Origin of the sequence: Paraburkholderia sp. A1RI-2L (assembly GCF_048957375.1) — a bacterium.
GTDB lineage: Bacteria > Pseudomonadota > Gammaproteobacteria > Burkholderiales > Burkholderiaceae > Paraburkholderia.
On sequence record NZ_JARBTA010000001.1, the window covers coordinates 2075111 to 2099877 of the forward strand.

Annotated in this window: 19 protein-coding genes; all 19 read right to left on the reverse strand. The window is 60.8% G+C overall.

Going from position 1 to position 24767, the window contains the following annotated elements; translation table 11 throughout:
- Window positions 1–45: 45 nt before the first annotated feature.
- On the reverse strand, window positions 46–1116 hold the full coding sequence (locus PWP93_RS09600) for a glycosyltransferase (RefSeq protein ID WP_421044307.1): 1071 nt from the start codon (window positions 1114–1116) through the stop codon (window positions 46–48).
- 80 nt (window positions 1117–1196) lie between these two features.
- Window positions 1197–2270, reverse strand: coding sequence for a glycosyltransferase family 2 protein (locus tag PWP93_RS09605; protein ID WP_421044308.1), 1074 nt, complete (start codon window positions 2268–2270; stop codon window positions 1197–1199).
- On the reverse strand, window positions 2267–3406 hold the full coding sequence (locus PWP93_RS09610) for a DegT/DnrJ/EryC1/StrS family aminotransferase (protein WP_421044309.1): 1140 nt from the start codon (window positions 3404–3406) through the stop codon (window positions 2267–2269). Before PWP93_RS09610 ends, PWP93_RS09605 begins: the two co-directional genes overlap by 4 nt.
- 58 nt (window positions 3407–3464) lie before the next feature.
- Window positions 3465–4100, reverse strand: coding sequence for a NeuD/PglB/VioB family sugar acetyltransferase (locus PWP93_RS09615; RefSeq protein WP_421044310.1), 636 nt, complete (start codon window positions 4098–4100; stop codon window positions 3465–3467).
- Window position 4101: 1 nt separating this feature from the next.
- Window positions 4102–7548 (reverse strand): glycosyltransferase, encoded by a 3447-nt coding sequence (locus PWP93_RS09620; protein WP_421044311.1) that lies wholly within the window; start codon window positions 7546–7548, stop codon window positions 4102–4104.
- An 858-nt stretch (window positions 7549–8406) separates the two neighbouring features.
- Entirely contained in the window at window positions 8407–10290 is a 1884-nt protein-coding gene (locus tag PWP93_RS09625; RefSeq protein ID WP_421044312.1) for a polysaccharide biosynthesis protein, read from the reverse strand.
- Between the two features lie 12 nt (window positions 10291–10302).
- The gene (locus tag PWP93_RS09630) at window positions 10303–11304 is read right to left on the reverse strand and encodes an MraY family glycosyltransferase (RefSeq protein ID WP_421044313.1); all 1002 of its coding nucleotides are present in this window, start codon (window positions 11302–11304) and stop codon (window positions 10303–10305) included.
- A 38-nt stretch (window positions 11305–11342) separates the two neighbouring features.
- A complete protein-coding gene (locus tag PWP93_RS09635; RefSeq protein WP_421045058.1) occupies window positions 11343–12299 on the reverse strand; it encodes an NAD-dependent epimerase/dehydratase family protein in 957 nt (318 codons plus the stop codon).
- Window positions 12296–13141, reverse strand: a complete 846-nt coding sequence (locus tag PWP93_RS09640) for a glycosyltransferase family 2 protein (RefSeq protein WP_421044314.1) — start codon at window positions 13139–13141, stop codon at window positions 12296–12298. Before PWP93_RS09640 ends, PWP93_RS09635 begins: the two co-directional genes overlap by 4 nt.
- A gap of 74 nt (window positions 13142–13215) precedes the next feature.
- Complete coding sequence (locus tag PWP93_RS09645) at window positions 13216–14193, reverse strand: rhamnosyltransferase (protein WP_421044315.1); 978 nt, start codon at window positions 14191–14193, stop codon at window positions 13216–13218.
- Window positions 14193–17984 (reverse strand): glycosyltransferase, encoded by a 3792-nt coding sequence (locus tag PWP93_RS09650; protein ID WP_421044316.1) that lies wholly within the window; start codon window positions 17982–17984, stop codon window positions 14193–14195. The genes PWP93_RS09645 and PWP93_RS09650 overlap by 1 nt, the downstream gene beginning before the upstream one ends.
- Before the next feature lie 73 nt (window positions 17985–18057).
- The gene (locus PWP93_RS09655) at window positions 18058–18816 is read right to left on the reverse strand and encodes an ABC transporter ATP-binding protein (protein ID WP_421044317.1); all 759 of its coding nucleotides are present in this window, start codon (window positions 18814–18816) and stop codon (window positions 18058–18060) included.
- On the reverse strand, window positions 18813–19589 hold the full coding sequence (locus PWP93_RS09660) for an ABC transporter permease (protein WP_421044318.1): 777 nt from the start codon (window positions 19587–19589) through the stop codon (window positions 18813–18815). Before PWP93_RS09660 ends, PWP93_RS09655 begins: the two co-directional genes overlap by 4 nt.
- A gap of 22 nt (window positions 19590–19611) precedes the next feature.
- The gene (locus tag PWP93_RS09665) at window positions 19612–20121 is read right to left on the reverse strand and encodes a GNAT family N-acetyltransferase (protein ID WP_421044319.1); all 510 of its coding nucleotides are present in this window, start codon (window positions 20119–20121) and stop codon (window positions 19612–19614) included.
- Entirely contained in the window at window positions 20118–21245 is a 1128-nt protein-coding gene (locus PWP93_RS09670) for a DegT/DnrJ/EryC1/StrS family aminotransferase (RefSeq protein ID WP_421044320.1), read from the reverse strand. The genes PWP93_RS09665 and PWP93_RS09670 overlap by 4 nt, the downstream gene beginning before the upstream one ends.
- Window positions 21246–21262: 17 nt before the next feature.
- Window positions 21263–21814 (reverse strand): dTDP-4-dehydrorhamnose 3,5-epimerase, encoded by a 552-nt coding sequence (rfbC, locus tag PWP93_RS09675; RefSeq protein ID WP_421044321.1) that lies wholly within the window; start codon window positions 21812–21814, stop codon window positions 21263–21265.
- Window positions 21811–22692: a glucose-1-phosphate thymidylyltransferase RfbA gene (gene rfbA, locus PWP93_RS09680; protein WP_421044322.1), complete on the reverse strand. Its 882-nt coding sequence runs from the start codon at window positions 22690–22692 to the stop codon at window positions 21811–21813. The genes rfbC and rfbA overlap by 4 nt, the downstream gene beginning before the upstream one ends.
- Before the next feature lie 32 nt (window positions 22693–22724).
- Window positions 22725–23636 carry a dTDP-4-dehydrorhamnose reductase gene (rfbD, locus tag PWP93_RS09685; RefSeq protein ID WP_421044323.1) on the reverse strand — a complete coding sequence of 304 codons (912 nt, stop codon included), beginning with the start codon at window positions 23634–23636 and terminating at the stop codon, window positions 22725–22727.
- Window positions 23637–23649: 13 nt separating this feature from the next.
- Entirely contained in the window at window positions 23650–24702 is a 1053-nt protein-coding gene (gene rfbB, locus PWP93_RS09690) for a dTDP-glucose 4,6-dehydratase (protein WP_421044324.1), read from the reverse strand.
- Between the last annotated feature and the right edge of the window lie 65 nt (window positions 24703–24767).

Below are 24767 nucleotides of genomic sequence, written 5' to 3' on the forward strand. Positions count from 1 at the left end.
ATCTGTCACCCTAACTCACGCGGAGCCTCACGGCCATTTTCTGCTTTATTCGTCGAAGTGGCAGAAAGCGTTCTCGTAGGCGTCGAGCATCGCGTCGCGACCAAAACGCTCGTGCGCGAGCGCGAACGAGGTTTGCTTCAATCGTTGCAGGGCTTCAGGGTGTGCGGTCCATTCACGCAGAAGATCTGCAATCCGTGGCGTTTCACGCGGTGACGCGAGGTAGCCGTTGCGTCCCTCTTCGATCATCTCTGGCAAGCCACCAACCGGCGAGGCGATCACGGGCACGCCACACGCGTTGGCCTCCATGACGATATTGGGCCGTCCGTCGAACTTCGACGGTACGACAAGCACGTCAAGGTTATGCAGCGCCTCGGGAGTATGCTCAACGAAGCCCTTGAACCTGATGCGCGAACGCGCCCCGCTTTCCTCGATTCGCTGACGCACAGCATCGGCCTGATTACCGCTGCCGTAGAGTTCAAAGACCAGGCCAGGATCATTTTCAGCGAGCACTTCCGCCATCGACACGAATCCGAGGGGGTTCTTCTCGTCTGACATTCGGCCAACGTAGCCCACCACGAGTGAACGACTCGCCACGCGCAGCTTCGAAGGATGGAACTTCGTGAGATCGACGCCGTTATTTACGACGACTATGTTCGGGCTCTCCTTGAGTGAAGAGCCTTCGACGAAGCGTCGCATGTACTCGCTCTCCACAATCACGCCGTCGTAACAATTTTCGTAGAGGAAGTGATTGATGGTGTGCCCGAACTCGTTGTACAGGGTGTCGACGAGCCGAATTTCCGGGCGTCGCTCCTTAATGTACGGGAGTTGATGGTAGAGGTCATTGGCACCGATTTGCAGAACCAGATCGATCCCGCGATTGTCGATTTCCTTCAGCAGCACTTGCGGCCGATGTGGATGATTCACTCCGATCAGATCGAGCGCGCAGCCATCGGCGGCGAAGTCCTCGAGCGCATCCGGCTTGTATACGGACGACGCGTCATCGCAGAAAGCGATCGTCACCTGGAAACCGCGCGACCGCATCGCGCGCATGACGTTGATCGACAGCGCCCCCTGAACGAGGAACGGAAGAAGTACGAGTATTTTTGGCTTGTTCATTGCTGCAAGCGTAGAGTGACCGAAGATCCGGGCCATTCCGAGTGGACGGGCGCTGATCGCTCAGAGAAAGAACAACAGGCTCAGGAAGCGCGCGCGACGTTCATGTACTCGCGCTCCCAAGTCTGGCTGTGCTGCCGCCAGTATTCGGCTGCAGCAACCTGAGCCGCAACCTCCTTTTGCAGCGTCCGCACGTCTTGATACGGGCCAGCACCGTCGCTGAACAACGCCATCGCGCGGCGACCCGTCGTCAGCCACTCCGCGTCATGTTCAGGACTCGAGAGGGTCGACTTGAAACTCGCGAAATCTCCGATCTCTGTCGCCTGCATCATCATGCCCATCAACCGATAGCGCTGGATCGGGAGAAGGCGGCTCAGTTCCTGATTCCGGCAGACCCAAGCCAGAATGCGCTGAATCGTCGGGTACAAGGAGCGTTGCTCCGCAAGCGGCATCAGGTTGCGCAACATCGCATAGGCAATTTCGAGCAGCGTGCCGAGCGGATCGGCATGCGTCACGCCACTCGAGTGCAACCGCAGAAAGGTGAGCTTCTCGGGTACCGTCGCAATGCCGCAGCCTTCGCGCAAGGCGCGCGTCCAGAGCTCGTAGTCGGGAGCGCGCGCCATGTTCGGATCGTCAAGACCGATGCGCATATGCGCCGAGCGCCGCATCATGACCGATGAGCGGCATAGATTGTTAGTGCCGACCCACGTATCCACGCGACCGAACTCATGCGGCTGATTGACCGTACCTTCGAGGACTTCGGCGTTGGCATGCGGGGCGCCGTCCGCATCGAGAAAAACGACGTAGCTGCCGATGATATCCACATCCGGATGCTTCTCCGCGAATTCGAGCTGAACTTCTGCCTTGTGAGGTGCGATCCAGTCATCCGCATCCAGATTGACGAGCCATTCGCCGCGCGCAGCCGATACAGCGCGGTTGTAGCTGCCCGCGCCGCCAAGATTCTTTTCATTGCACAGCAGCCGAATCCGCGGATCGCGGAAGCTCTTCACGACTTCCACCGAGTTGTCCTTCGAGCAATCGTCGACAACCACGATCTCGAAGTCCTGAATGGTCTGGCGCAGAATGCTTCGAATCGTATGATCGATATAGTGCTCGTAGTTGTAGGACAGAACGATGTAGGAAAGGAGAGGCGTCATGGCAAGCACCGAACGATTCGATCCAGATCGACGTCGGAAAGGAGGTTATGGAAAGGCAGGCCGATCACCCGATGCGAAATCGACTCCGTAGTCGTCAGATCGCCGCGCGGCAAGTCAGCGAATGCCGGATGCTTGTGACAGCCAAAGCCCCACCATCGACGCCATTCGACCTGCTCCTCGTCGAGCCGCGAGATGGTTTGCGTTACCGAATCCGTTGGCAATATCACATTTAGGGTCATCGTGAGCCAGTTTTCGCCCACGTGTTCCTGAAGACGGGAGCGCTTGCCGGAATCAAGGCGCGCACGGTAGCCGTCTGTGAGGCGCTGCAACTCCGCGAGCCGTTCAGGTAATGCGTCGAGCACAGCCAAACCGACCGCGCCAGCGTATTCGGAAATGCGGTAGTTGCCCGCGCGAATGGCCGATACACGCTCTGCGCCGAGGAAGCCGAAACCCGTGATCGCACTTGCGCGCTCGATCAATTCCTTGTCCGAACAGAGGATCGCACCACCTTCGCCGATGCCCAGTGCCTTGGTGGCGTGCAGACTAACGCATAGTGGCTGTCTGCCCACCGATTTGATCGACGTCGTCGCCGCAGCCGCATCGAAGACGACCGGGACTCCGGTCTCTTCTTCGAACGCCTGCCATGCGGCCTGATCGGGCGGCGCACCGAACGCACTCACGACCAGCACCGCCGCGGGTTGCTCGTCGAGTTCGCGCAGCGCGGCTCTCGCCAGTTCCGGCGTCAGCGTAAGCGTCTGCTCGGACACGTCGAGCAAATAAGGCGTGAGCCCGGCGTTGCAGACTGCATGCGCACTCGCGATAAAGGTATAAGAAGGCATCAGGCAATAGCGCGCGCCCGGACGAGCCCGGATTCTCAGCACGACTTCGATCGCCGTCGTGCCGTTGCTCGTGAGGGTGGCACCCGCCGCCCCAGTTAATGCACTCAGACGGTCGCGAAATTCGGTCGCGAGCGGGCCATAATTGCTGTATGTCCGCTTCTCGTCGATACGCCTGAGGTAAGGCAGGATTGCATCGGCCGTCGGCAGTTGGGGAATCAGAACCTTAATCTTTCCGTTACTCATATTTGCTCTATATCTCAGGTCGGTTGAGCATTCGCTCAGACTGCATAATCTCAACTCGCGGCCGTCCGGGCCGCGCCGCCGCGATTGAAGGCGCGTAGCCCAATCAGTGCGTTCATGCGCCCTGCGGCTGTCTTCTGACGATGGGTCGCGCGGGAACGCCTACCACCGTAGCGCCCTGCTCGACGTCGCGGATCACGGCCGCGCCCGCGCCCACGGTCGACCATGCACCTACTACGATACCGGGCGCCACCACCGCGCCGACGCCAAGATTGGCCCCTTCCTCGATCGTCACCCTGCCCGCGAGCGACACGCCCGGGCCAAGGCTTGCGAAGTCGCCAACGCGGCAATCGTGCGAAATGTTGCAGCCCGGATTGATCAGCGCATGCCGCCCGATCGTGACGTCGGTCGTCATGCTGACGCGTCCGATGATCATCGCTCCAGCAGCGATATCGACATACGGGCCGATCGTGGCCGCAGGGTGAATTACGCTCACATAGTCGGCGTGCGGATCGAGCATCTGCGACAGCCTGCGGCGATGACCGTTCACACCAACGGCGAGCACATAACGCGCGTCGCAACGCGTGTCCCCCGCTCCTTGCACAATCTCCCGCACGGAAACTCCACGAATGGGCTCGCCAGCAAACCCGGGCTCGACGAGGAAGCATTGCACTTCATCGCCGAGCAAGCGCAGCGCTGCGAGAACCTCGCGGCCCAGTGCTCCGGCGCCTACGATCTTGACCGGCTTCATTTCACCCCTCGAGATCCGATGCCGACGGCGTGCCCGGCTTAACGTGCGCATCAGCCAGCAGCGCATCGAACGCGCTTTCGTAGGCGCGCAACATGACGTTCATATCCAGACGTTGCTCAGCATAGCTGCGCGCCTTGCGCTTGATCTCGCCGAGCAGCCGCGGATTCACCGCAAGTTCATGCACGCGGTTCGCGAAGGCCGCATAGTCGCCCGGTGCGCACAGGTAGCCGGTAACGCCCTCTTCCACCATTTCCGGCAATCCCCCGACACGGGACGCGATCACCGCCGTGCCACTAGCGAGCGCTTCCATCACGGCATTGGGCCGGCCATCAACGCGCGACGGCACGAGCAGGATGTCGCAGGCGCTCATATAACTCCCTACGTCGCCGACCGGACCCGCGATGATGAACCGATCAGGCGTGAGTCCGGCATGCTGCGCGGCCGCGCGGACGGCGCTCTCCAGCACGCCACCGCCGAGCATGATGAACACAACAGGCAGATCGGCTGGCATCCTCCTGGCGATCTCTACGATGGCCAGCGGGTCCTTTTCCTCCGACCAGCGGCCCGAGAATCCGACGAGGACGGCGTCCGCAGGCACGCTCAGTTCACGCAGGAGCGCGCTATCGTCCAGCACCGGACGGAATGCGTCGAGATCTACACCGCTCATGATGCGCTTGATTCGCTCCGGCGCCTCTCCTGCATCGATCAGCCATTGGCGCACCTCGTCATTTTCGACGAGATGCATATCGATAACGTTCGAATAGCGCCGGTTGTTCGCCGTATGACCCACGGTATTGAAAAGCAGATCGGCGACCTTCAGGTCCGGGAATCGCTGCGTTAGTGCAGGCAGGTAATCGTAAAAAAATATGCTGCCCGCGTTCCACAGGACGTTGATATGGCGACTCGCGAACAGGTAATCGACGAAGTCCTTCCAGCGATCCTGCGGCAGGAAGCGTGGCAAATGATAGATCTCGCTGGTGAACGGCCGGAACCATTCGGTCGTGTCACCGTGAACCGTATCGACCGGCACCGTCGAGACAATAATGATGCGCCAGGCGTGCTCTGCAAGACGACCAGCGATCTTGCTCAGCAGACGTTCCGCGCCGCCGAGGATGAGACACGGCACAGTCAGCACGAGAGTCGGACGCTGCTCATCCACCAGTGCCGTGCGCAGCATGTTGCTAAGCGGCTTGGGGACGCGGCGGTCTTGCGAGATGCGTTGCCGCGACCTGGCGAGCGCCTCGGGCGAAAGTACATCGGCATTGAACTCGCTGACGTAGCTCGCCTGCGCTTCGTTGTCGATGACGGAACTACCCTTGCTCAACGTCTCGCCGTGCGTTCGGTAGAGCAGCAACGGCTCGCGGAAATTGAGGAATCGCGCCCCGAGTGCCGCAAGGCGTGTCCAGAACAGCCAGTCTTCGTGGATATGGCCGTACTGGGGATCCGAATCCCGGAATCCGCCCGCCGCCCTCCACAACGAGCGCGGGTACACTGAGCACGTCAGAATGGAATTTGCCTTGAGTAAGCTGGCAAGATCCGGCTGCTCCGTGGGTGCGAACACATCACTACGTTCACCGAAGTATTCCATCCCCGGCGAGACGACGTCATAGCCGTATTGTTCGAGCAGAAAGACCGCCTTCTCGAGGTATGTCGGATCGAGGCGATCGTCCGCGTCGAGGCAGCACACGTACTTGCCCCGCGCGTGACTGATGCCGAAGTTGCGATTTGCACCGGCTCGATGCGCCTTGTCCTGCAACAGCACGCGGATCCGATCCGACGCACCTTCGATGAGGGAATCGAAGTACCGCCGCGACTGGACCGCAGTCGAACCGCCCTCCACGATGATGATTTCGACGTCCTGAAAGGTCTGTGCCTCGACGGACGCAACCGCCTCGCGCACGAGATGGCCGTAGTTGAAACATGGAATGATCACGCTAACGAGCGGTCGTTCGGCAGGCCATACAGGGCCGCGCACGTCACTTTCCAATTCCGGAGCGAAGTTTTCGACGGGCAGCAGTCTCGCTCGAGGAGCCTCGATCGTTGCGGTCGCGCGCGCCGCAGCAGCCTGCTCTTCGGCGAAAGCGATCCGGCGGCGCTTAACTTCACGCAAGTTGGCGCGCAACTTCAGTTTAGCCGTCCACCACATGACGCGGGCGAATTGGCGCGCACGTCTCGCGGCCTGCGGATACCGAATAAGCATATTACGAATTGGTGCCGTCGCGCGCCAGAACGAACTGTTGCGCATGGCTTCGTAGTCGCCATAGAACGTCAGCAGCCGCTGCTCTGCCTGAATCGCCCGAAGCTCCGCGCCATTCGCCCGCGCTTCGAGGAGGGCCGAGCGTTCCATCTCGTACGCAACTGCCTGGTTCGCTTGTGCGACATTTAGCTTCCCGTCACGCACGACGACATCGAGCTTCGCCACGAGCCGGCCGGTCTGGGCCTCCAGTTGCTCGGACTTCTTCCTCCACGACTGTTCCCATCGCAATGCACGATCGAATTGCTCGTCGCGGCTGGCTTTGAGCGACTCGATCTGCTCGCCGCTGTCATGCAGCTGACGTAAATCGGACGCCCACAGCCGCGCAGCCTTTTCCAGCAGCTCAGCGCTAATCTCGGACGGCTTCACACGCTCGAGGTCACGGATCAACCCACTCGTGGCACGGCGTAGATGTTGAACGTTGAAATACAGGCGCGCCAGCCGCTCCTCGGGTGAAAGGTTGTCCACCTCCGGCTGCAGCAATTTGCCAAGTACGCTTTGCAGCCGCTGTGCAAGATCCGTATTGGCTGTCAGAAAGCCAACGAAAATAGGGGCATAATCGTCCTCAGGCAGTTCTGCCTGAATCAGCTGACATCCGTGTTCGGCGGCAAGCCGCTTAAGGCATGCAGCGTTCGGATAGAAGCGCTGCAACGGCCCCGGCTGTTCATCTTTCAGCGCACGCAGCGTAGCGACGCTCAATAGCGCGACACCTGCAGGCAGAATGCAGTCTACTAGTTGCCCGAACGCCAGACCGAAGTCATCGGCATGACCAAGCACGCCCGTCGAGACGACGATGTCGTGCTGGCTGCTCACTGCTGCAGGCGGCCTCGTAATAGGCTGCAACTCGTCAATGATTTGTGCTCCGGAGTCCACCTCGCGACGGGCGGCGTCGAGCCCTGCGCTACTCGGCGAATATGACACGGCCGCTGGACGGCTCATCACGTCCCCGTTTCCCGCCGCGTGGTCGTACACGCGGCGTCCCGGTCCGCCGACGAGCGCCAGAAGTCGCTCGATCCACTCTGGTCGCTCACCCATCGCGGCAGTCTTCGCCTTGCCAGAATCGTCGCCGACAACGCCAAGGCCGCAGATACGGCATTGAAAGACCTGCGAACCGTCGGATCGAATGGCGAACGGAGCAAATTGCCGGCCTCCACAGCCGGTGCAAGGTAAAAGGTTATATTTCGGCTGACCCATAGTGTTTCGTTTAAACCGAGTTGGAAGCGGCACGCGAGAATTCGGTCTTTTTGCAGCAATTTTCTGGGTAGGCCTGACCGTGCTTTCCAACGTCACACGCCCTACTGGCGCATACGCCTCAATGCCGAGACTGGGTTCTGCGGCAATCCCATGATAGATCGTACCTAAGAACATTCGCACGGGCGACACGCCGCGCGTCGCTCAGTTGCGGCCATCCCTTATGCGCGACAAGCGTAGATTTGCGGGCGGTCGGCTGGATAGGCAAGTTTGTCATTCCCGAATCATCGGTGTGGCGACAAAACACATGCACCCGTTCGACGTAGCATCGGTAACTCAATGCTTCTAAAGGGCCAAATAATCTCACAACTGCCTGACCAGTTCCACCCACAATGCCTACCCGGAAACCCCTGCCGTCAAATCGGGACATGTTCGCGCAAATCCGTGCGTCGCATACCACTGCCGGGTGGTCGCAGCAATACGAGGCGCGCCGCGCTTTACCTCAATCGCAAACTGCAACTGAACAATAAACCCGGAACAGATCGCCACCCGCACCGCCTGCTTTACTTTACCTTCCTGTTCCTTTCGTCCCCCCAACCGACCGAATATTCAAGCGGCCCCGCACGCGCATCTCTGCGTCAATCTGCCGCCCTCGGGCACGCCAACGAGTTCGTATGGTGCCTAGGCTCGCATCATTCCAGCGTACCGGGGTGAGGGACGTGATCGGTTCGGTATCCTTGCGCGTCACGCGCATGTGCATCGGCGGCGACAGAATTTCGCCGAAAGTCGACGCGCGCGAAGGACCTGCGCCAGGCGCCGTCATTCTTGCAAGGAGTTGCCTCGCAATCCCCGCATTCAACTTCAGCCTGCCGCGCGCGCTGGCGCTCCACCCACACTCTGCAGCTTCGGCGCACTCGAAGGCTGATACTCGGGCACCCAACGGCGCAAATCCCGACGCACTTCATCATCGGTGGGCACGCGGTGCTGCATCAACCAAGGCAATAGCTCGTCGAGGAGGTGTTCCGGCACCTCACGTGCGCGTGCAATACGCAGTTTGGGATGCGGCGTGCGCGTCGTGGTTTCATCGTCGGCAAGCAGTTCTTCGTAAAGCTTCTCGCCAGGCCGCAAGCCCGTAAAGGCAATACGAATATGCTCGTCGGTGAATCCGTATAGTCGAATCAGATCACGCGCGAGATCGACGATCTTGACCGGCTTGCCCATGTCGAGAATGAAAATTTCGCCACCATGCCCCATGCTCGACGCCTGCAGCACAAGTTGCGAAGCCTCGGGAATCGTCATGAAAAAGCGTGTGATCTCTGGATGTGTGACCGTGACTGGCCCACCCTTCGCGATCTGCTGCTGGAACTTCGGAATCACGCTGCCCGCACTACCCAGCACGTTGCCAAAGCGCACCGTCTCGAACTGGGTGCGCTCGCTCGTTTGCTGCAACGCCTGGCAGGCCATCTCCGCAAGCCGCTTGCTCGCGCCCATCACGTTCGTCGGGTTGACGGCCTTGTCAGTCGAAATAAGCACAAAATGCCGGACCTGGTGCTTGATGGCCGCCCGCGCCACGCGATACGTGCCCAACACGTTGTTGCGAATCGCCTGCCACGCGTTGAGCTCTTCCATCAGTGGGACGTGTTTGTATGCGGCGGCGTGGAACACGATGTGGGGCGTGTAGCGCGCCATCACTTGATCCAGCAATAATGCGTCCTTTGCATCGCCGATGATGGGAATGACGGAAAGCTCGGGGAAACGCTCGCGAAACTCCTCCGTAAGCCGGTACATCGCATATTCGGAGAGATCGACTGCAACGAGTTGTGCGGGCACGAAGCGCAGAATCTGGCGGCATAGCTCGGAGCCGATCGAACCGCCAGCCCCCGTGACCATGACCACTCGCCCGCTCAAGAGAGCCCCGACATGCGGCGTATCGATGTTGACCGCGTCTCGTCCAAGCAGGTCTTCGAGGTCGATGTTGCGCACCTGCGAAAGGAAACCCTGGCCGGGTGCGAGCTCCGTCAACGCAGGCAGCATCAGCGCCTTCACACCCGCGCGCAGACACTGTGAGGCGACATGCCGCTGCACCTCCGCCGACGCGGAAGGAATCGCGATGATGGCGAATTCGCAGCGCAGCGTGGCAGCCCAGTGTTCGATCTCGCTGATGGGCCCGAGCACCTTGTAGCCGTAGATCTCGCGCCCCTTCTTGGCCGGGTCGTCGTCGAGCAAGCCCACGAGGCGCCACTCTGCCGAACGGGATAACTCACGCGCGAGACTCGCGCCGGCCCCGCCCGCGCCCGCGACGATCACGGGCTTTCCCTGCGCAACGAGACCACCGTACAGATAGAACTCTTTCGACGCGCGATAGAGTGCGCGCGCGCCGCCCATGACGAAAAACAGCAGAAGCGGAGAGACGATCAACACCGAGCGCGGGATGATCGGCGACGGCTGCAGCATGACCGAGGCCACCATGACGATAAGCGCAGCCGAAGCGATCGCCTTCGAAATGCGCATCAAATCGGGCAGACTCGCGAAGACCCACATGCCGCGATACAGCCCAAAAATACGGAACATGACGGCATAGACCGGCAGCACCCAAACGATGTTCTCGACGGCACCGTGCCAAAATTCATTCGGTACGGACGCGTTGAAGCGCAAAAGATAGGCCGTCAGCCATGCAGCGGCGACCGCGCCTATATCGAAGAGAAAGGCGCTGAATGAGAGCCAGGAGGCTTTATTGCGGAGCATCAGCGTTCGACCTCAGGGTTGTCGGGTGAGGGACCGGAAACGGCGCCAGCGCACATCAATTGCCGCTCCCATCAGGACTAGAATGACAGCCCAAACTGCAACGATCCGCCACTGCAGGGCCGTGGACAATGCCAAGGCCCAAAGAGCAAGTATTATGCCGATAAACATGACCAGATACCATGCCAGTGCCGTTGCTGCGTGACCAGCCCCAAGGCGAATCATGCGTTGGTAATAATGTTCGCGGTGCGCTTGCCAAAATTTTTCGCCGTGCAGCAGGCGGCGGATCAAGGTCGCCGAGGCATCGCCGATAAAGGGCGAGAACACGAGTGCCGGGAACCAGATCGGCCAGGCTCCGCTGCGCCAACCCCAGTACCCAAGCGCGCCGGCGAGAAAGCCCGTGGGGATCGACCCGGCATCCCCAAGAAAGATCTTCGCCGGATGAAAATTGAAGAGCAAAAACCCTCCCGCCGCACCGGCGACCGCGGCGCAAGCACAACTCAATTCACGCGTTGGCGCCGGCCCAAGCAACGCTGCAACCGCATACGCGCCGAAGCCAAGCAGCGCCATGCCGCCAGCAAGACCATCGGAGCCGTCCATAAAATTGTAAAGATTGACTAGCCACAACATCAAGAATGCCAAGCCGGCGAGAAACCACCATGGAACCGGGGCCGGATAGATGACGATCAGTGCCAGTACCGCAACGAAATGCGCAGCAAAGCGCGCGCGCGCGGGCAGGCCGCGACGGTCGTCGATCTGTGAGACCGCAGCCAGGAAGGCAACGCCAACGCCAATGAGCCATAGCGACGGGGCAAGAAGGAATATCGCAAGCACGACCACCGGCATCATGCCCCAACCGCCCACGCGGGGAGTCGGCCGCTCATGAAGCGAACGCTCGTTCGGAATATCCGTGGCCAGGCGCCACGCAAGTCCTGTATTAAGCAGTACGCGTAGCACCGCTGCGCATAACGCGGCGCAAGCAACGGCGGTCGTCGCGGCGCATAGAAAAGTCGACATCTGTGCCTGCAACATTAGCTTCAGCGCTCCCCAGTAATTCAATGCATGGAGCGATACCAGCGCGCCGTCGCGGCTAGTCCTTCGTCCAAGGTATAAGGGCCGTTCCATCCGAGCGTCTCGCGAATATGCGAATCGTCGACTCTCAGGCTCTGGGTCAGGCGGTGCATTTGCGCGCTGCGCCCAGTCAGTGCGCCTGCTGCACGCAACAGTGCTACCGGTACAGCCAGGAGCCGCGCAGGACGGCCTAGATGGCCGCCCAATAAGCGCAGAAGCCCGGCTACGGACGGATCCTGGTCATCGCGCACATAGAAGCAGGCGTTCGAAGCACGCGGGTCGGTGGCGCAGTGCAGCAGCGCATCCGCAAGGTTTTCCACGTAGACGAGGCTGCGACGCGCATCGACCGCCCCGAGTGGCAGCGGCAGACGTCGCCACAGCGCATTCATCATCTGCAGGAAGTTTGCGCCCACACCCGGGCCATATACGAGCGGCGGCCGCACGATCACGATCTCAAGACCACTCTGTTCGCCATATTGCCAGAGTGCGTCCTCCGCCTGCAGTTTTGACAGACCATACGCATCATCAGGGGCCGCCGGCATGGACTCTGCAAGCGGCGCGCCGCCGTCAAACTCGGCTGCCGCCTTCACGCTGCTCACGAACACAATGCGCCGTGCTCCACGCTCGCGGGCCGCACGCGCCAGCCGCAGCGTACCTTCGACGTTGGTAGCGCGAAACGCCGCCAGCGGATCCGCCGCCGTGTCGTTCATCACGTGCACGCGCGCCGCGAGGTGCACAACGCAGTCCACCTGCACGTCCGCAGGCCACACAGCGCCGATGCCATCGAAATCGGCAGGCGCATGGACCCATCCGCGCACTCCCGGCACGCACCCACCGGGGCGCCGCACGAGCGCGGTCACGTCATGACCCTGTTCGTGCGCGAGCCTGCTGAATGCGCGCCCGACGAAACCGTTGGCACCACTCACGACGATACGGGTCACCATAGCCTCCAGCCGAAGCGGTTGAAAAACCGGAAAGCCGAAACCCCGAACATCTTGATATGCGCCCAGCCTTTGCGCGACGCGCCGCCGCCGTGGTGAACGACCTGCACGGCAGGGACGTATGCGATCCGCGCGACCTCGTGCGTGCGCAGGCTGAGATCGTAATCCTCAAAATACAGGAAGTAGCGCGGATCGAAGCCCTCGAGGCGCTTGAGAACTTCGGTGCGGAAGAACATGAAGCAGCCGCTGGCGATAGGTGGATCCCAAAGCGGGTCGGATTCCGTGATGACATCTCGCATTTCGTAACGCGCGAGCCGTGCCGAGAAACGCCGTCTCACACCGGCCGGCGCGAAGCCGCGCACGAGCAGGTCAGTGAGCGTTGGGAAGCGGCGGCACAGATACTGCAGCCCGCCGTCGTCGTCGCGAATGCTCGGTGTCAGCAAACCTGTGTCCGGATGCGCGTCGAGAAACCCAAGTGCGACGAACAAGGCAGAAGGCGCAATATCGATGTCGGGATTCAGAACGAGATGATAGCGGCTGGAAGTCTGCTCAATCGCAAGGTTGTGGCCGCGTCCGTAGCCGACGTTGCCGTGTCCCGAAATCGTCGAGGAACTGACACCGCTTGCGCTCAATGCGCGCTGCGCATCCGACACGTCTCCGAGCCCCCCGTTGTCGACAAGCACGAGACGCGCCGCGAAACCCGGCACGCGCTCGCGCACGTACTCGCAAGCCTGCGCGAGGCTCGACATCGTGCGCGCCAGCAGCGCTTCGTTTGGCCGGTATACGACGACTGAAATGGAAAGGCTCGCGGCCTCGGTTGGCGGCAATTCTTTTGAACTCATGCTGGGAGTACCTGATTCCTGTTTAAAGCGCGCGCTCGCGCTAACTGATCGCCCGACATGTTCACGTCTGTCGCTCAAAAGACCTTCGCACCGCCCTTTCCTGCTAATCCATCACATAGCCCCTGCCACATCCGCAGCAACCTGAGCCGTCGCGGCGCGACGCCCAACCCGAAAAACACCATCGAGCCGATCATGCGAACGACCAAAAACGTACGCCATGCGCTCGGCATCGCGTTACTGCGCAACACGAGTATCGTATTGCGGCACATATAGTAGTCACGCATCGGCGAATGTACGAACGCTTCGCGCCAGCGCCCCATCCAGACGGGAATCACCTCATCGCCAAGCGAATGGTCGAGATACGCATCGCGCACCGCGAACAGCTGATAGCGATGACTGGCCGCGCGCAGGCACCATTCGGTATCCACGTGATCGATGAACAGACGTTCGTCCATGCCGCCAACGGCATCGAGCACATCGCCTCGCACCAGCGTGCCGGACGCGATCAGAAAGTCGACGCGCTGCGCGGCATCACCTTCTGCGCTCATCGGCACGCGGGCAAGCCAGAACCGGCCAGCGACGATAAAACGAGCATGTGTGCGCGTCCGACGATCGACCGTAACGGGGCCGACCGCACCGACACGTACGCCGCGCGCACGCAACTGCAGGTCCGACGCCAGCAGGCGCTGCACCATGTCATGGCCCGGAATGCTGTCGTGATCGAGCAGCAGCACATACTGGCCTTCGGGCGGCACGCCGTCGAACAGGCTCCGCATTCGCTCGATACCGCGATTCTGCGCGGTCGCAATGCCCGCGTTGTCGCCGAGCGCGTCCACGACGCAGTCGAATCGGCTCGCAAGTTCGTTCAAGCGCTCTACCACATGCGGCTGCGAACCGTTGTCGACGATCACGATCCGGTCGACCTGGGGCCTCAGCGATGCCAGCATGGCATCAAGCGTCGGTATGTCAGGGTTGTACGTAACAATCACCGCGGCAACGCAGACGCCATCATGCGCGCTGGGTTCCGGCACGATGGCGTGAGTCGAAGTCATCAATTACGTGCACCGTAGAAGCGCTTTGCGGCGCGTGCCATTTTCGCCCTGGCCCGGGCGCGTAGAACCAGCGCACGAATGCGGGTATGCCCGAACCAGCGACGGGCGCGAATGTACGCGACGCCTGCACGGCCTGTCTTCGTGCCGATGTCGACCGCTTTTGACTCCTCCGCGAATTTCAGCAGAAATTCACGCCAGTGGTCTGCAACGACATTCTGTGCGTAGTGCGTGCGGATGTCCGCATACGCGGCATCTGCGATGCGCTTACGCAATGGTGTGTCGGCAATCAGCTTCTCAAGCGCCTGAAACCACGCCTCAGGGCTATGCTCGACCAGCATGCCGGTCACGCCATCAGTCACGCTTTCCTTGTACGGCGACGTGTTCGTGTAGATGCCCGCGATCCGCATGGCGCCATATTCGCGGTACTTGTTGTTGGTCTTGTACAGATTCGACGCGAGGTCAGCCATCGGTGCAAGTCCAATGTCCAGTCCATACGACGCCTTCATACGAATAAAATCCGAATACGACGCGACGTGCGGCACGAACGTGACCCGCTTCCTGCCAACCAGTTCCGGCGGGCAATAGCCGAAGAACACCAGCGTGACATGTGCGAAGGTATCGAGCACGCGCTCGAGCGCCGGCAGAATCTCGATAAAGTCGTCGGCGCGCGTAATACTGCCCGCGAAGCCCACGCGCACCTCACCAGCCGGTTTGACTGGCGCAGGCAGACCGTCGATCAGCGAGAAGTCGAATGGTGCATTCAGTTGCACAAGCCGCGCGGACGGATAGCGCTCCTTGATGTATTCGCCCAGGCGCGGTGCATTGACGATAACGTGCCGAGCCTCCTCGATCGAGCGGTCGAGCGTAGTGCGCACAGGCGCACTCTGGTAGAACTGCGCTATCGGGGTCTCCCCGGTCAGTTCCCAGAAATTGTCGTCGATATAATAGACGAACGGCACGCCGTGCATGCGCATCCAGTCGAGCATCGGCAACGACGCAGGGCTCGCGGTCCGGCTAAGGATCACGAGACCGCCTTCATCGAGCGCTTCCGGCGTGAATTGCGGCAGCAGCAACCGCGTGATCTGTCCGCTCTCGCCGAGTGCCTCGGTGATGAGCCGCTGGATGATCTGATTGGTCGGAATATCACCCTCGACAACGAACTTGACGTCGAGTAGCGCCGGATCCGGCGTGAGCGCTCCGTCGGCGCCTAATAGCGACCGGCCCTTCTTGCGCGTTGGATCTGGCGGCAGAATTTCCATGAACGGGCTCGGCGGCCCGTAAAACATCCCGAGCCCCCTTCGGTTCACGATTTCGTAGACGTAGACGGGCGTCGATGTACGACACCGCACCCGGATGCGCCAGATCGCATTCGCGTCGATCTCCACGGGATCGAACACGAAGCGCACAGGCTGGCTGAGGTCCGCGCGCGCAAGATCGCGCTCTACGCGCGCGACGCGCTGCCCGGCAGGCGAGATCAGATCGACCGTCACTTTGCCCGCCCCAAGCCCATCGGTCGCAAAGGCAAAGGCAACACCGCCGAGCGTGCCGGCGGGCAGCACGACGTCATAGTCACGGTGCGGCACCATGTGCAGGCTGTCGCTAAATTCCAGCGTGCCGCCCCTGCGGCGCCAGCCGTAGTTCGACGTATCGCGCTTGAGCGCCCAGAACGCAGGGCTGCAGTACTCCCAAAGATCCAACGGACGGGCAAGCACGCGGTGGCGCCACGAATAGCGGCGCATATGGCGCAACGCATGCAATTCTTCGAGACTGCGCGCCCAGGCGCCGTTCTGGTCGTGAGCGGCGGCGCCGGTCGACACGCCGTGCATCAGAGCGTCGAGACGACGGACCTGACGCGGCCATGAAGGCACGCCCCACGCAGCCGCGGCGATACTGCGCAGTGTGGCGACGTTGACATCACCAGAAAATTCGCGCATGCAAAAGTCGTCGTTGTTTCGCTTGGTGCGTGCGGCATCGACGCGCCCATCGACGATCCGGCGCAGCACCGCGTACCAGTCGTCTTCTTCGAAAGGCCGATCCACCATCACTGCAAGCGAACCGTCTTCGATATCCATATACGGGTCTGTGCGCGGCAGCACCGCAACCGCATCGACGAGGGCCGCCGTCAGCAGCGGATGCAGCGTCTTGTAGCGGTTGTTGAGCGTCTTGCCAGGCGCAAGCAGCAGGTAATCCGGTGACAACGATGCAAAGCGGCGCAGCGCGAATGCATAGCCGGGATCCCACGGGAGCAGCGTGACGCGCAGCGAAGCCGGCAAGCCGTCGAGTCTGCCGTCGCTGCCGGTGCCCGGAGCAATGAAATGAATGCGCTGCCCTTCACTAGCGATTTTTGCCAGCGCGGGCAGGATGACATCCCATACTGCGCTAGAGCGATGCAGACCGCCCATGAACGCGAACACCACTTCGCCATCGTCGGCGATGCGGCGCCCAGCGGTTAGCTGCGCGCGAGTAAGCTCGACATCGGCACAGACCACCGGGAAATGCAGCAAGCGCGGATGCATGTTGCGCTCGCGGAAATACTCTATGAGGGGTGTGCTGCTGAGCAATACACCGTCGAATTGGCTCAGGTCCTTGCGCAACGCATCGATGGTGAAATCTTCGCCGTCCATACGCGCCTCGCCATTCTCGACGAGTACCGGCATGTTGTCGTCGAGGAAGTAGTACGCCGGCACGGCGACCTCTCGCGCTGCGTCAAGCCAAGCACGGTAGTGGCGGATGGCCCGCGACACGATCAGCACGCTTGCGCCAGCGAGCACGCTCAAGTCGGGATTGGGTCCGTGCTCTACCACTCGTACGCGGTGCTGCCACGGTTCCGGAAGCATGTCGAAGTAAAGCGCGGTGGACGCGTCATACCGCAACGTCACAATCAGGATGCAGCCTTCTGTGCCGCCGGCGGCGGCGTCGCCGCCTACCCGCCCGTGCGCCAAGTCCAGCGCGAGATCCGTGCAGACCTCACGCGTGGTCCGACCGTGTGCCGGATTCGGCGCGATCATGTCGTAACTGCCAATATTTCGCGGCAGAAGGCGCTCATTGCGCCGCGTGCGCATCCACTCTTCGAGCGCCCATCCATCCTGGCCCAAGGGTGCCGCAGGACTGCTCGTCACGCCGACCGCGACATCAACCGCCTTGAGTTCGAAGCGCTCCGACAAACGGCGCCAGAAGTCCCACTCGGCGGCCTGTGCAAGTAGAACATGGGGATCAACGAACCCGATCGCATCGACGGCCTCGCGAGGGATCAGGACCGCGTGCCGTCCGATGAAGTTACGGGTGCGCAGTACGGCCATCGACTGGCCGCCACCGGAAGCCGCCGACACCACGGTTACACCGCTGCCCGCTTCGGCGCGCTCCACTGTTTCGACATAGCCGAATGGAATCACTGCGGGATCGGCACGCGTGCACGCGAGCAACGCGGCCAGCGCATCTTCGTGAAACACGTCGCCGCTACGAGCAAGAACGAACCACGGCGCGCGCGCATGCGTGAATGCCTCGATCCAACCCACGGCCGGAACGCCGATGGCGTACGCACGACGCGATACAACGATGTGCGGATCGCGCGCACGCGCTGTCTCTAGCCACTGCGCCACCTGCGCACTGCCGGAATCGTCGACGATGACAAGCTGGACGGCCGTGAGGGTTTGGCTCAGCACGGACTCGACGCTCAACGCGAGTTCTCGCGTATCGTTCGCCCCCGCGTACAGCAAAACGGAAATGTCGGGCTGCGAGCTATCTGACTCGGCAAACCATCGAGTATCGCGGATTACCGTTTCGATTTTCATTGCGTTTCCTTCCACATCTCTGCACCCTGCATCCCGTTCGCCCTTGCCATCGCCGCCTGCGAACCTTGCTAACTTATTGCCCCGCCTTTCTCTCGTATTCCCCAAGCACCTGCTTCGCGGGGCCATCCATCACGATCTCTCCCTTGCGCAGCCAGATCACGCGCTCACAGAACGATTCCAGCATTTCAAGGCTATGACTGGAGAAGACGAGGATTTTTCCCTGCTCCATGAACTCATGCATCCGCCGCTTTGCCTTGTTCGCGAACTGCACGTCGCCCGCACCCATCACTTCGTCAAGCAGCAAAATTTCCGGGTTGATCGCCGTGGAGACCGAGAACGCCAGCCGGATAAACATACCGGCCGAATACGTCTTGACCGGATAATCCAGAAACTCGCCAAGTTCGGAAAACTCGCCAATCTGCTGGATCCGTTCCTCGACCTGGGCTGGCGTGAGCCCGAGCAACATGCCACGAATGCGGATGTTGTCCCAGCCCGTCTGCGTCATCTCGAAACCGGTCGCGAGCTCGAACATCGCAGACACGTGACCATTGATCACGGTGGCACCCGAAGTCGGCGGATAAATACCCGCCATGACCTTCAGGATCGTGCTTTTGCCAGCGCCGTTAAGGCCAATCAGGCCAACGCGCTCCCCGTGCTCGATTTCAAGATTGATGCCTTTGAGCGCATGCACGTAGCGCTTCTCGCCCCCCCCGTTACGCGCCTTCCTGCCACGCAGCGCATTGAGCATTGTGGATTTCAGGCTGTCGGTACGCGCGGACACGTCGAACGTGACGTCAACGTCACGCAAGCTGATTTTCAGATTCTGCGTCATAGCACGTACACGATCCGCCGAGACATTTTCTTCACCACAACGACCGCGAGAATGCCGACCACAGCACAATAGCCGAGAGCCACGTATATGACCTCGCGTGGAGCAGCTTCGCTGTTGAGCAGCGGATAGCGCATGATCTCGATCAGGTAGTAAAGCGGGTTAAACGCATAGATGAACGACAGACCGCGATCCTTGAGCATCGCAACGGTAAACATCACCGGCGTCATATAAAAAAGGATCTGCATCAGACTGCCGAGAAGGTGCGGCAAATCGCGGAAACGCACACCGACGTGCGCAACAATGACCACATGGAAGAAGTTAATCGCGAGAAACAACGCAAAACCGGGAATCGCCCAAAGCGCCCCCCAGCCAATATGGCGCTCGTAGAAGGCCACCACCACGAAGTAGACCAGCAGCCCTATCATGAACACGATTGTGTATGGGACAAGTGCCCGAAATAGATAGATTGGCTTCGGAAACGGAAACTGCTTGATATAGCCTTCCGCCACCACGAACGCCATCGAGCCTTCGACCAGGGATGAGCCGATGAACGTCCAGATCACGATGCCGAGCGTGAGGAACGGCAAGAACTCATTCATCGGCTGATGAAACAGGCGGCCATATATCAACCCGACGGCGCCGATCACAGCCGCGAGATTCACGAGAATCCACCCCGGCCCGAGTGCCGAACTGCGAAACCGGCTCTTCATGTCCTGAAGCCCCATGTGAAGCCAAACACGCCAAAGCTTGGCAGCGCTGACGAACTCCTTCAATGATGAGCTCGCACTAGCACTGTTATAGGTAACCATTAATTCTCCGATCCATTCGAATCAAACCGTCTGCACGCCCGCGCTCTTCGAAGCCAAGCTTCTCGTACAGGCGGCACGCCCGCTCATTGGACTCGAGCACGTCCAGATAAACGGCAGCGAGCGACAGTTCACTTGCAGCGAATCGCATCAGCACACTGATCGCTTCCTTCATCACCCCTTGCCCCAAAAACTCGGGCGATGCGACAAAACGGCCGATCTCGGCCGTTCGCGCGCCGCGGTCGATCGCATAGATTGCGACCTGGCCCACCCGCTCTCCGGTGGCGGCCAGTTCGGCGATGAAGACGAGATCGTCCGACTTTTCGCTATAGCGCACGAACCATCCATGATGCTGTTCATACGCGAGCAGGTCGGAATTCTTGAACTGCTCGCGCGCACCGTCCCGGTTGCGCCATTCCAGCGTAGCTGGCAGATCGGCCTCGGTGAGCAGGCGCAGCCGGATGCGCCCATGCGTGTACGGTTCGTACGCGTACTTCATGCGGCGTAGCGGATGATGAGGTCGGCGATCAACTCGACGTCCTTGTGCGTTACACCCATGTGCATCGGCAGCGAAAGGATTTCATTCGATGCGGCGTGCGCCTTCGGGCATTGACCCTTGCCGCTTTCGTACATGCGGTACTCTGTGTTGTCGCGGTAGTGGACGCCCGGGTAAACCTCATGCTCGTTCAGCGCGAGCATCAGCTCGTCACGATTCTTGACACGAATCTGGAACAGATGGCGCGACGATTCGCAACCGTCCGCGATCTTGACCAGGCGGATATTCTCGCGGCCTGACAGCAGATCCTCGTACCAACGCGCGAGTTGGCGACGATACGCGTTGTCGTTGTCCAGGTATTTCAGCTGGACGAGGCCGATTGCGGCCATGATCGAATTCCCGTGGTACTTATAGCCGACTTCCTCGACGTCATACATCCACTTGTAGGCACCCTGCGACGCAGTACGGGCGTACGTATCCTTGTTGATGCCGAGCCAGCTCATCTTGCGCACGCGTGCGTCGTCTTCGGCGTCCTGGAAGCAGATCATGCCCGAGTCGGCCGTCGGCAGGTTCTTCACTGCCTGGAAGCTGAAGACAGTGACGTCGGCATCATGGCCGACGTGCTTGCGCTCGTGGCGTGTGCCAGACATATGCGCTGCGTCCAGAATGACCTTGATGCCGCGTTCCCGGCATAGCTTGAGCACGCGCTCATATTGGCCAACGTTGCCGCCGATGCCCACGAAAATGACCGCGCGCGTCTTGTCAGTGATGCGCGCTTCGACGCTCGCCGGGTCGAGGCACAACGAATCGTCAACGTCCGCGAAGACCGGCGTGAGGTTCGAATAGAGGATTGCGTGGTTCGACGACACAAAGGTCAGCGGCGTCGTGATGACTTCGTCACCGTCGGCCCAGCCGTACTTCGTCTTGAACAGTTCGACCGCCAGGTGCAGACCAACGGTGTTCGAGCTCAGGAAGTGAGCGTGCGGCAACCCGGTGTAGGCTTTCCATGCGTCTTCGAACTGGTTGGTCTTGAAGCCGAGTCCCGTCCAGCCCTTTTCCAGGCACTCGCGGATGGCTTCCAGGCACTCGTCGACGCGAAAGTGCGGCACAAACAATTGAATGGCCATGGTAATACTCCTTATCTTTACTCGAAGACTTCGGCGTCTGCCAGCGTGAGCGCCTGCCGGTCTTTCTGTGAGAGGGTCGGCTCGCCGTCGATCGGCCAGTCGATCTTGAGCGCCGGGTCGTTCCAGAGGAGCGAGCGCTCGTATTGCGGTGCGTAATAATCCGTCGTCTTGTACAGGAACTCAGCGTACTCGGAGAGTACAACAAACCCATGCGCGAAGCCTTCGGGCACCCAGAGCTGCCTGCGATTCTCCGCAGACAGTTCAACGCCGACCCAGCGCCCGAAATTCGGCGAGCTGCGACGGATGTCGACGGCGACGTCAAATACGCTGCCGGAGACGACCCGCACCAGCTTGCCCTGCGGATTCTGAATCTGGTAATGCAACCCGCGCAGCACATTTTTTGCCGAGCGCGAGTGATTGTCCTGGACAAATTCGCGTTCTACACCAGTGCATTCTTTGAAAGCCTTCGCGTTGAAGCTCTCGTAGAAAAAACCGCGCTCGTCGCCAAAGCATTTCGGCTCCAGAACGAAGACTTCCGGCAGCGCTGTCGATTGGCAGGTGAAATTCATGCCACTGACTCCTTAAGCAACCGGCTCAGATAACGACCGTACTCGTTCTTCGAGAGTTCGCCAGCAAGCTGCCCCAAGTCATCGGCGGAAATCCACTTGTTGCGGTAGGCGATCTCTTCCGGACACGCGACCATCAGGCCCTGCCGCTTCTGCAGCGTCGAGATGAACGTCGACGCCTCCTGCAGCGAATCGTGCGTGCCTGTATCGAGCCACGCGTAGCCGCGGCCCATGATCTCGACGTTGAGTTGTTGCGCGCGCAAGTATCTCAGATTGACATCGGTGATTTCCAGTTCTCCACGCGCCGACGGCTTAATATCGGCCGCGATGTCGCATACCTGGTTATCGTAAAAGTAGAGGCCTGTCACCGCATAGTTCGAGCGCGGCTCCTTCGGCTTTTCTTCGAGCGACATCGCGCGGAAATTCTCGTCGAATTCGACAACGCCATAGCGCTCCGGATCGTGCACGTGATACGCGAACACGCTCGCCCCGCTTTTGACAGCCGTGGCGCGTGCCATCAGCGCATTGAGATCGTGGCCGTGGAAGATGTTGTCGCCGAGAATAAGCGCCGACGGATCGTTGCCAACGAAGTCCTTGCCGATGATAAACGCCTGCGCGAGACCGTCCGGAGACGGCTGTACCGCATACTGGATGTTGAGCCCCCAGCGGTTGCCATCACCCAGCATGTCCGCGAAGCGCGGTGTGTCCTGCGGCGTCGAGATAATCAGGATGTCGCGGATTCCCGCGAGCATCAGCGTGCTTAGCGGGTAGTAGATCATCGGCTTGTCGTAGACCGGCAGCAACTGCTTCGATACCGAACGCGTGATCGGATAGAGGCGAGTTCCAGAGCCTCCTGCCAGGATAATTCCTTTACGTTTCATCTGTCTCTCGGATAATTGGCCCTACACCCGCATTACGCCATGAGCTGTGCTGCTTCCACCAGCTGATCGATGACGTAGTCCACGCCGCGCTCCCAAGCCGGCAGCGTAATGCCGAACGTTTCACACAGCTTCGCGGTATCCAGTCGCGAATTTGCCGGTCGGGGCGCCGCGCTCGAATACTCGCTCGCAGAAATCGGACGCACCGCGTCCTCGGAGACGCACAACTGGACACCCTTCGCACGCAGTAAGCGGAGCGCATGATCGGCATATCCAAACCAGGTCGTCTCGCCCGCCGGTGCGGCATGATAAACGCCCGACGGGAACTGCTCCGGCGCAGAAAGATACTGCGCGATCATTACGGCGCTAATGTCTGCGATCAGGTGAACCGGGGTCGGCGCGCCGAACTGGTCGGCCACGATCGACAATGCATCGCGGCGGCGCGCAGCGCCAATGATCGTCTTCAGGAAGTTGCTGCCATGCAGGCCGAATACCCAGCTCGTGCGAATAATCGCATGCGTGGCGCCGCTCACCTCAACCGCGCGCTCGCCATCGAGCTTCGATTGCCCATACACCGACACCGGATTGGGCGCGTCGGACTCCTGATACCAACCTTCCTTTGCCCCGTCGAACACATAGTCCGTCGAATAATGGATCACGAGGCTGCCGAGCCGAGCCGCCTCGCGGGCAATCAACGCCGGACCTTCGGCGTTGACTGCATGTGCCAGCTCACGATCGGACTCGGCGCGATCAACTGCCGTGTAGCCAGCGGCGTTCACGACGATCCGGGGCCGCAGCGCTTGCATGACCTGAACGATCTTCGCCTCGTCCGTCACGTCGAGCGCGGCGCGATCCAGCGCCGTCACATCGCCCAAGAGGCTCAACGCGCGACGCAACTCAAATCCGAGCTGCCCCTGTGCGCCCGTCAGCAGAATCGCTGGGCGCATCAACACGCCATCATTAGCCATACTGGCGCGACACCCACTTGACGTACTCGCCCGACGCAACTTCATTGACCCACGCCTGGTTATCCAGGTACCAGCGCACCGTCTTCGCAAGACCCGTCTCGAACGTCTCGGCCGGCTTCCAGCCCAGCTCGCGCTCGAGCTTGCGCGCGTCGATCGCATAGCGGCGGTCATGGCCAGGGCGATCCGTCACGTAGGTAATCTGGTCGCGATACGAGCCCACAGCCTTCGGCCGCATCTCGTCGAGCAGGTCGCACAGCGTGTGCACGACCTCGAGGTTCTTCTTCTCGTTCCAGCCGCCCACGTTGTAGGTCTCGCCGCTCTTGCCGCGCGCGAGCACTTCACGGATCGCGCTGCAGTGGTCGCCCACGTAGAGCCAGTCGCGCACGTTCTGGCCATCGCCATACACGGGCAGCGGCTTGCCAGCGAGCGCGTTGGCAATCATCAGCGGAATAAGCTTTTCGGGGAACTGGTACGGACCGTAGTTGTTCGAGCAGTTCGTGGTGAGCACCGGCAGCCCGTACGTGTGGTGGTAAGCACGCACGAGATGGTCCGAGCCGGCCTTGGTGGCCGAATACGGGCTGTTCGGGGCGTACGGGGTGGTTTCGGAGAATTGCGGGTCGGTTGCAGAAAGCGAGCCGAACACTTCGTCCGTGGACACGTGCAGGAAACGGAAAGCGGCCTTTTCTGCCTCGGGCAGGGTGTTCCAGTACTGGCGCGTGGCTTCGAGCAGCGTGAAGGTGCCGACCACATTGGTCTGAACAAAGTCAGCCGGACCATGGATCGAGCGGTCGACGTGGCTTTCCGCAGCGAAATGCAGCACGGCGCGCGGCTTGTGCTCGGCGAGCAGCGCGTCGAGCGCGGCGCGATCGCAGATGTCCACGCGCGCAAACACGTGCTTCGGATTGCCCTGCAGCGAGCGCAAGGTTCCAAGATTGCCCGCGTAGGTCAGCTTGTCTACGTTCAGAACGGCTTCGTCGGATTGACGGAACCAGTCAAGCACAAAGTTGGCGCCGATAAAGCCGGCACCGCCCGTTACCAGGATCATGGAACTCCCTTTTTTGACGCGAGATTGGAGGCTGGTCTGGCGCATATCCCCGTGGCCAGACGCTC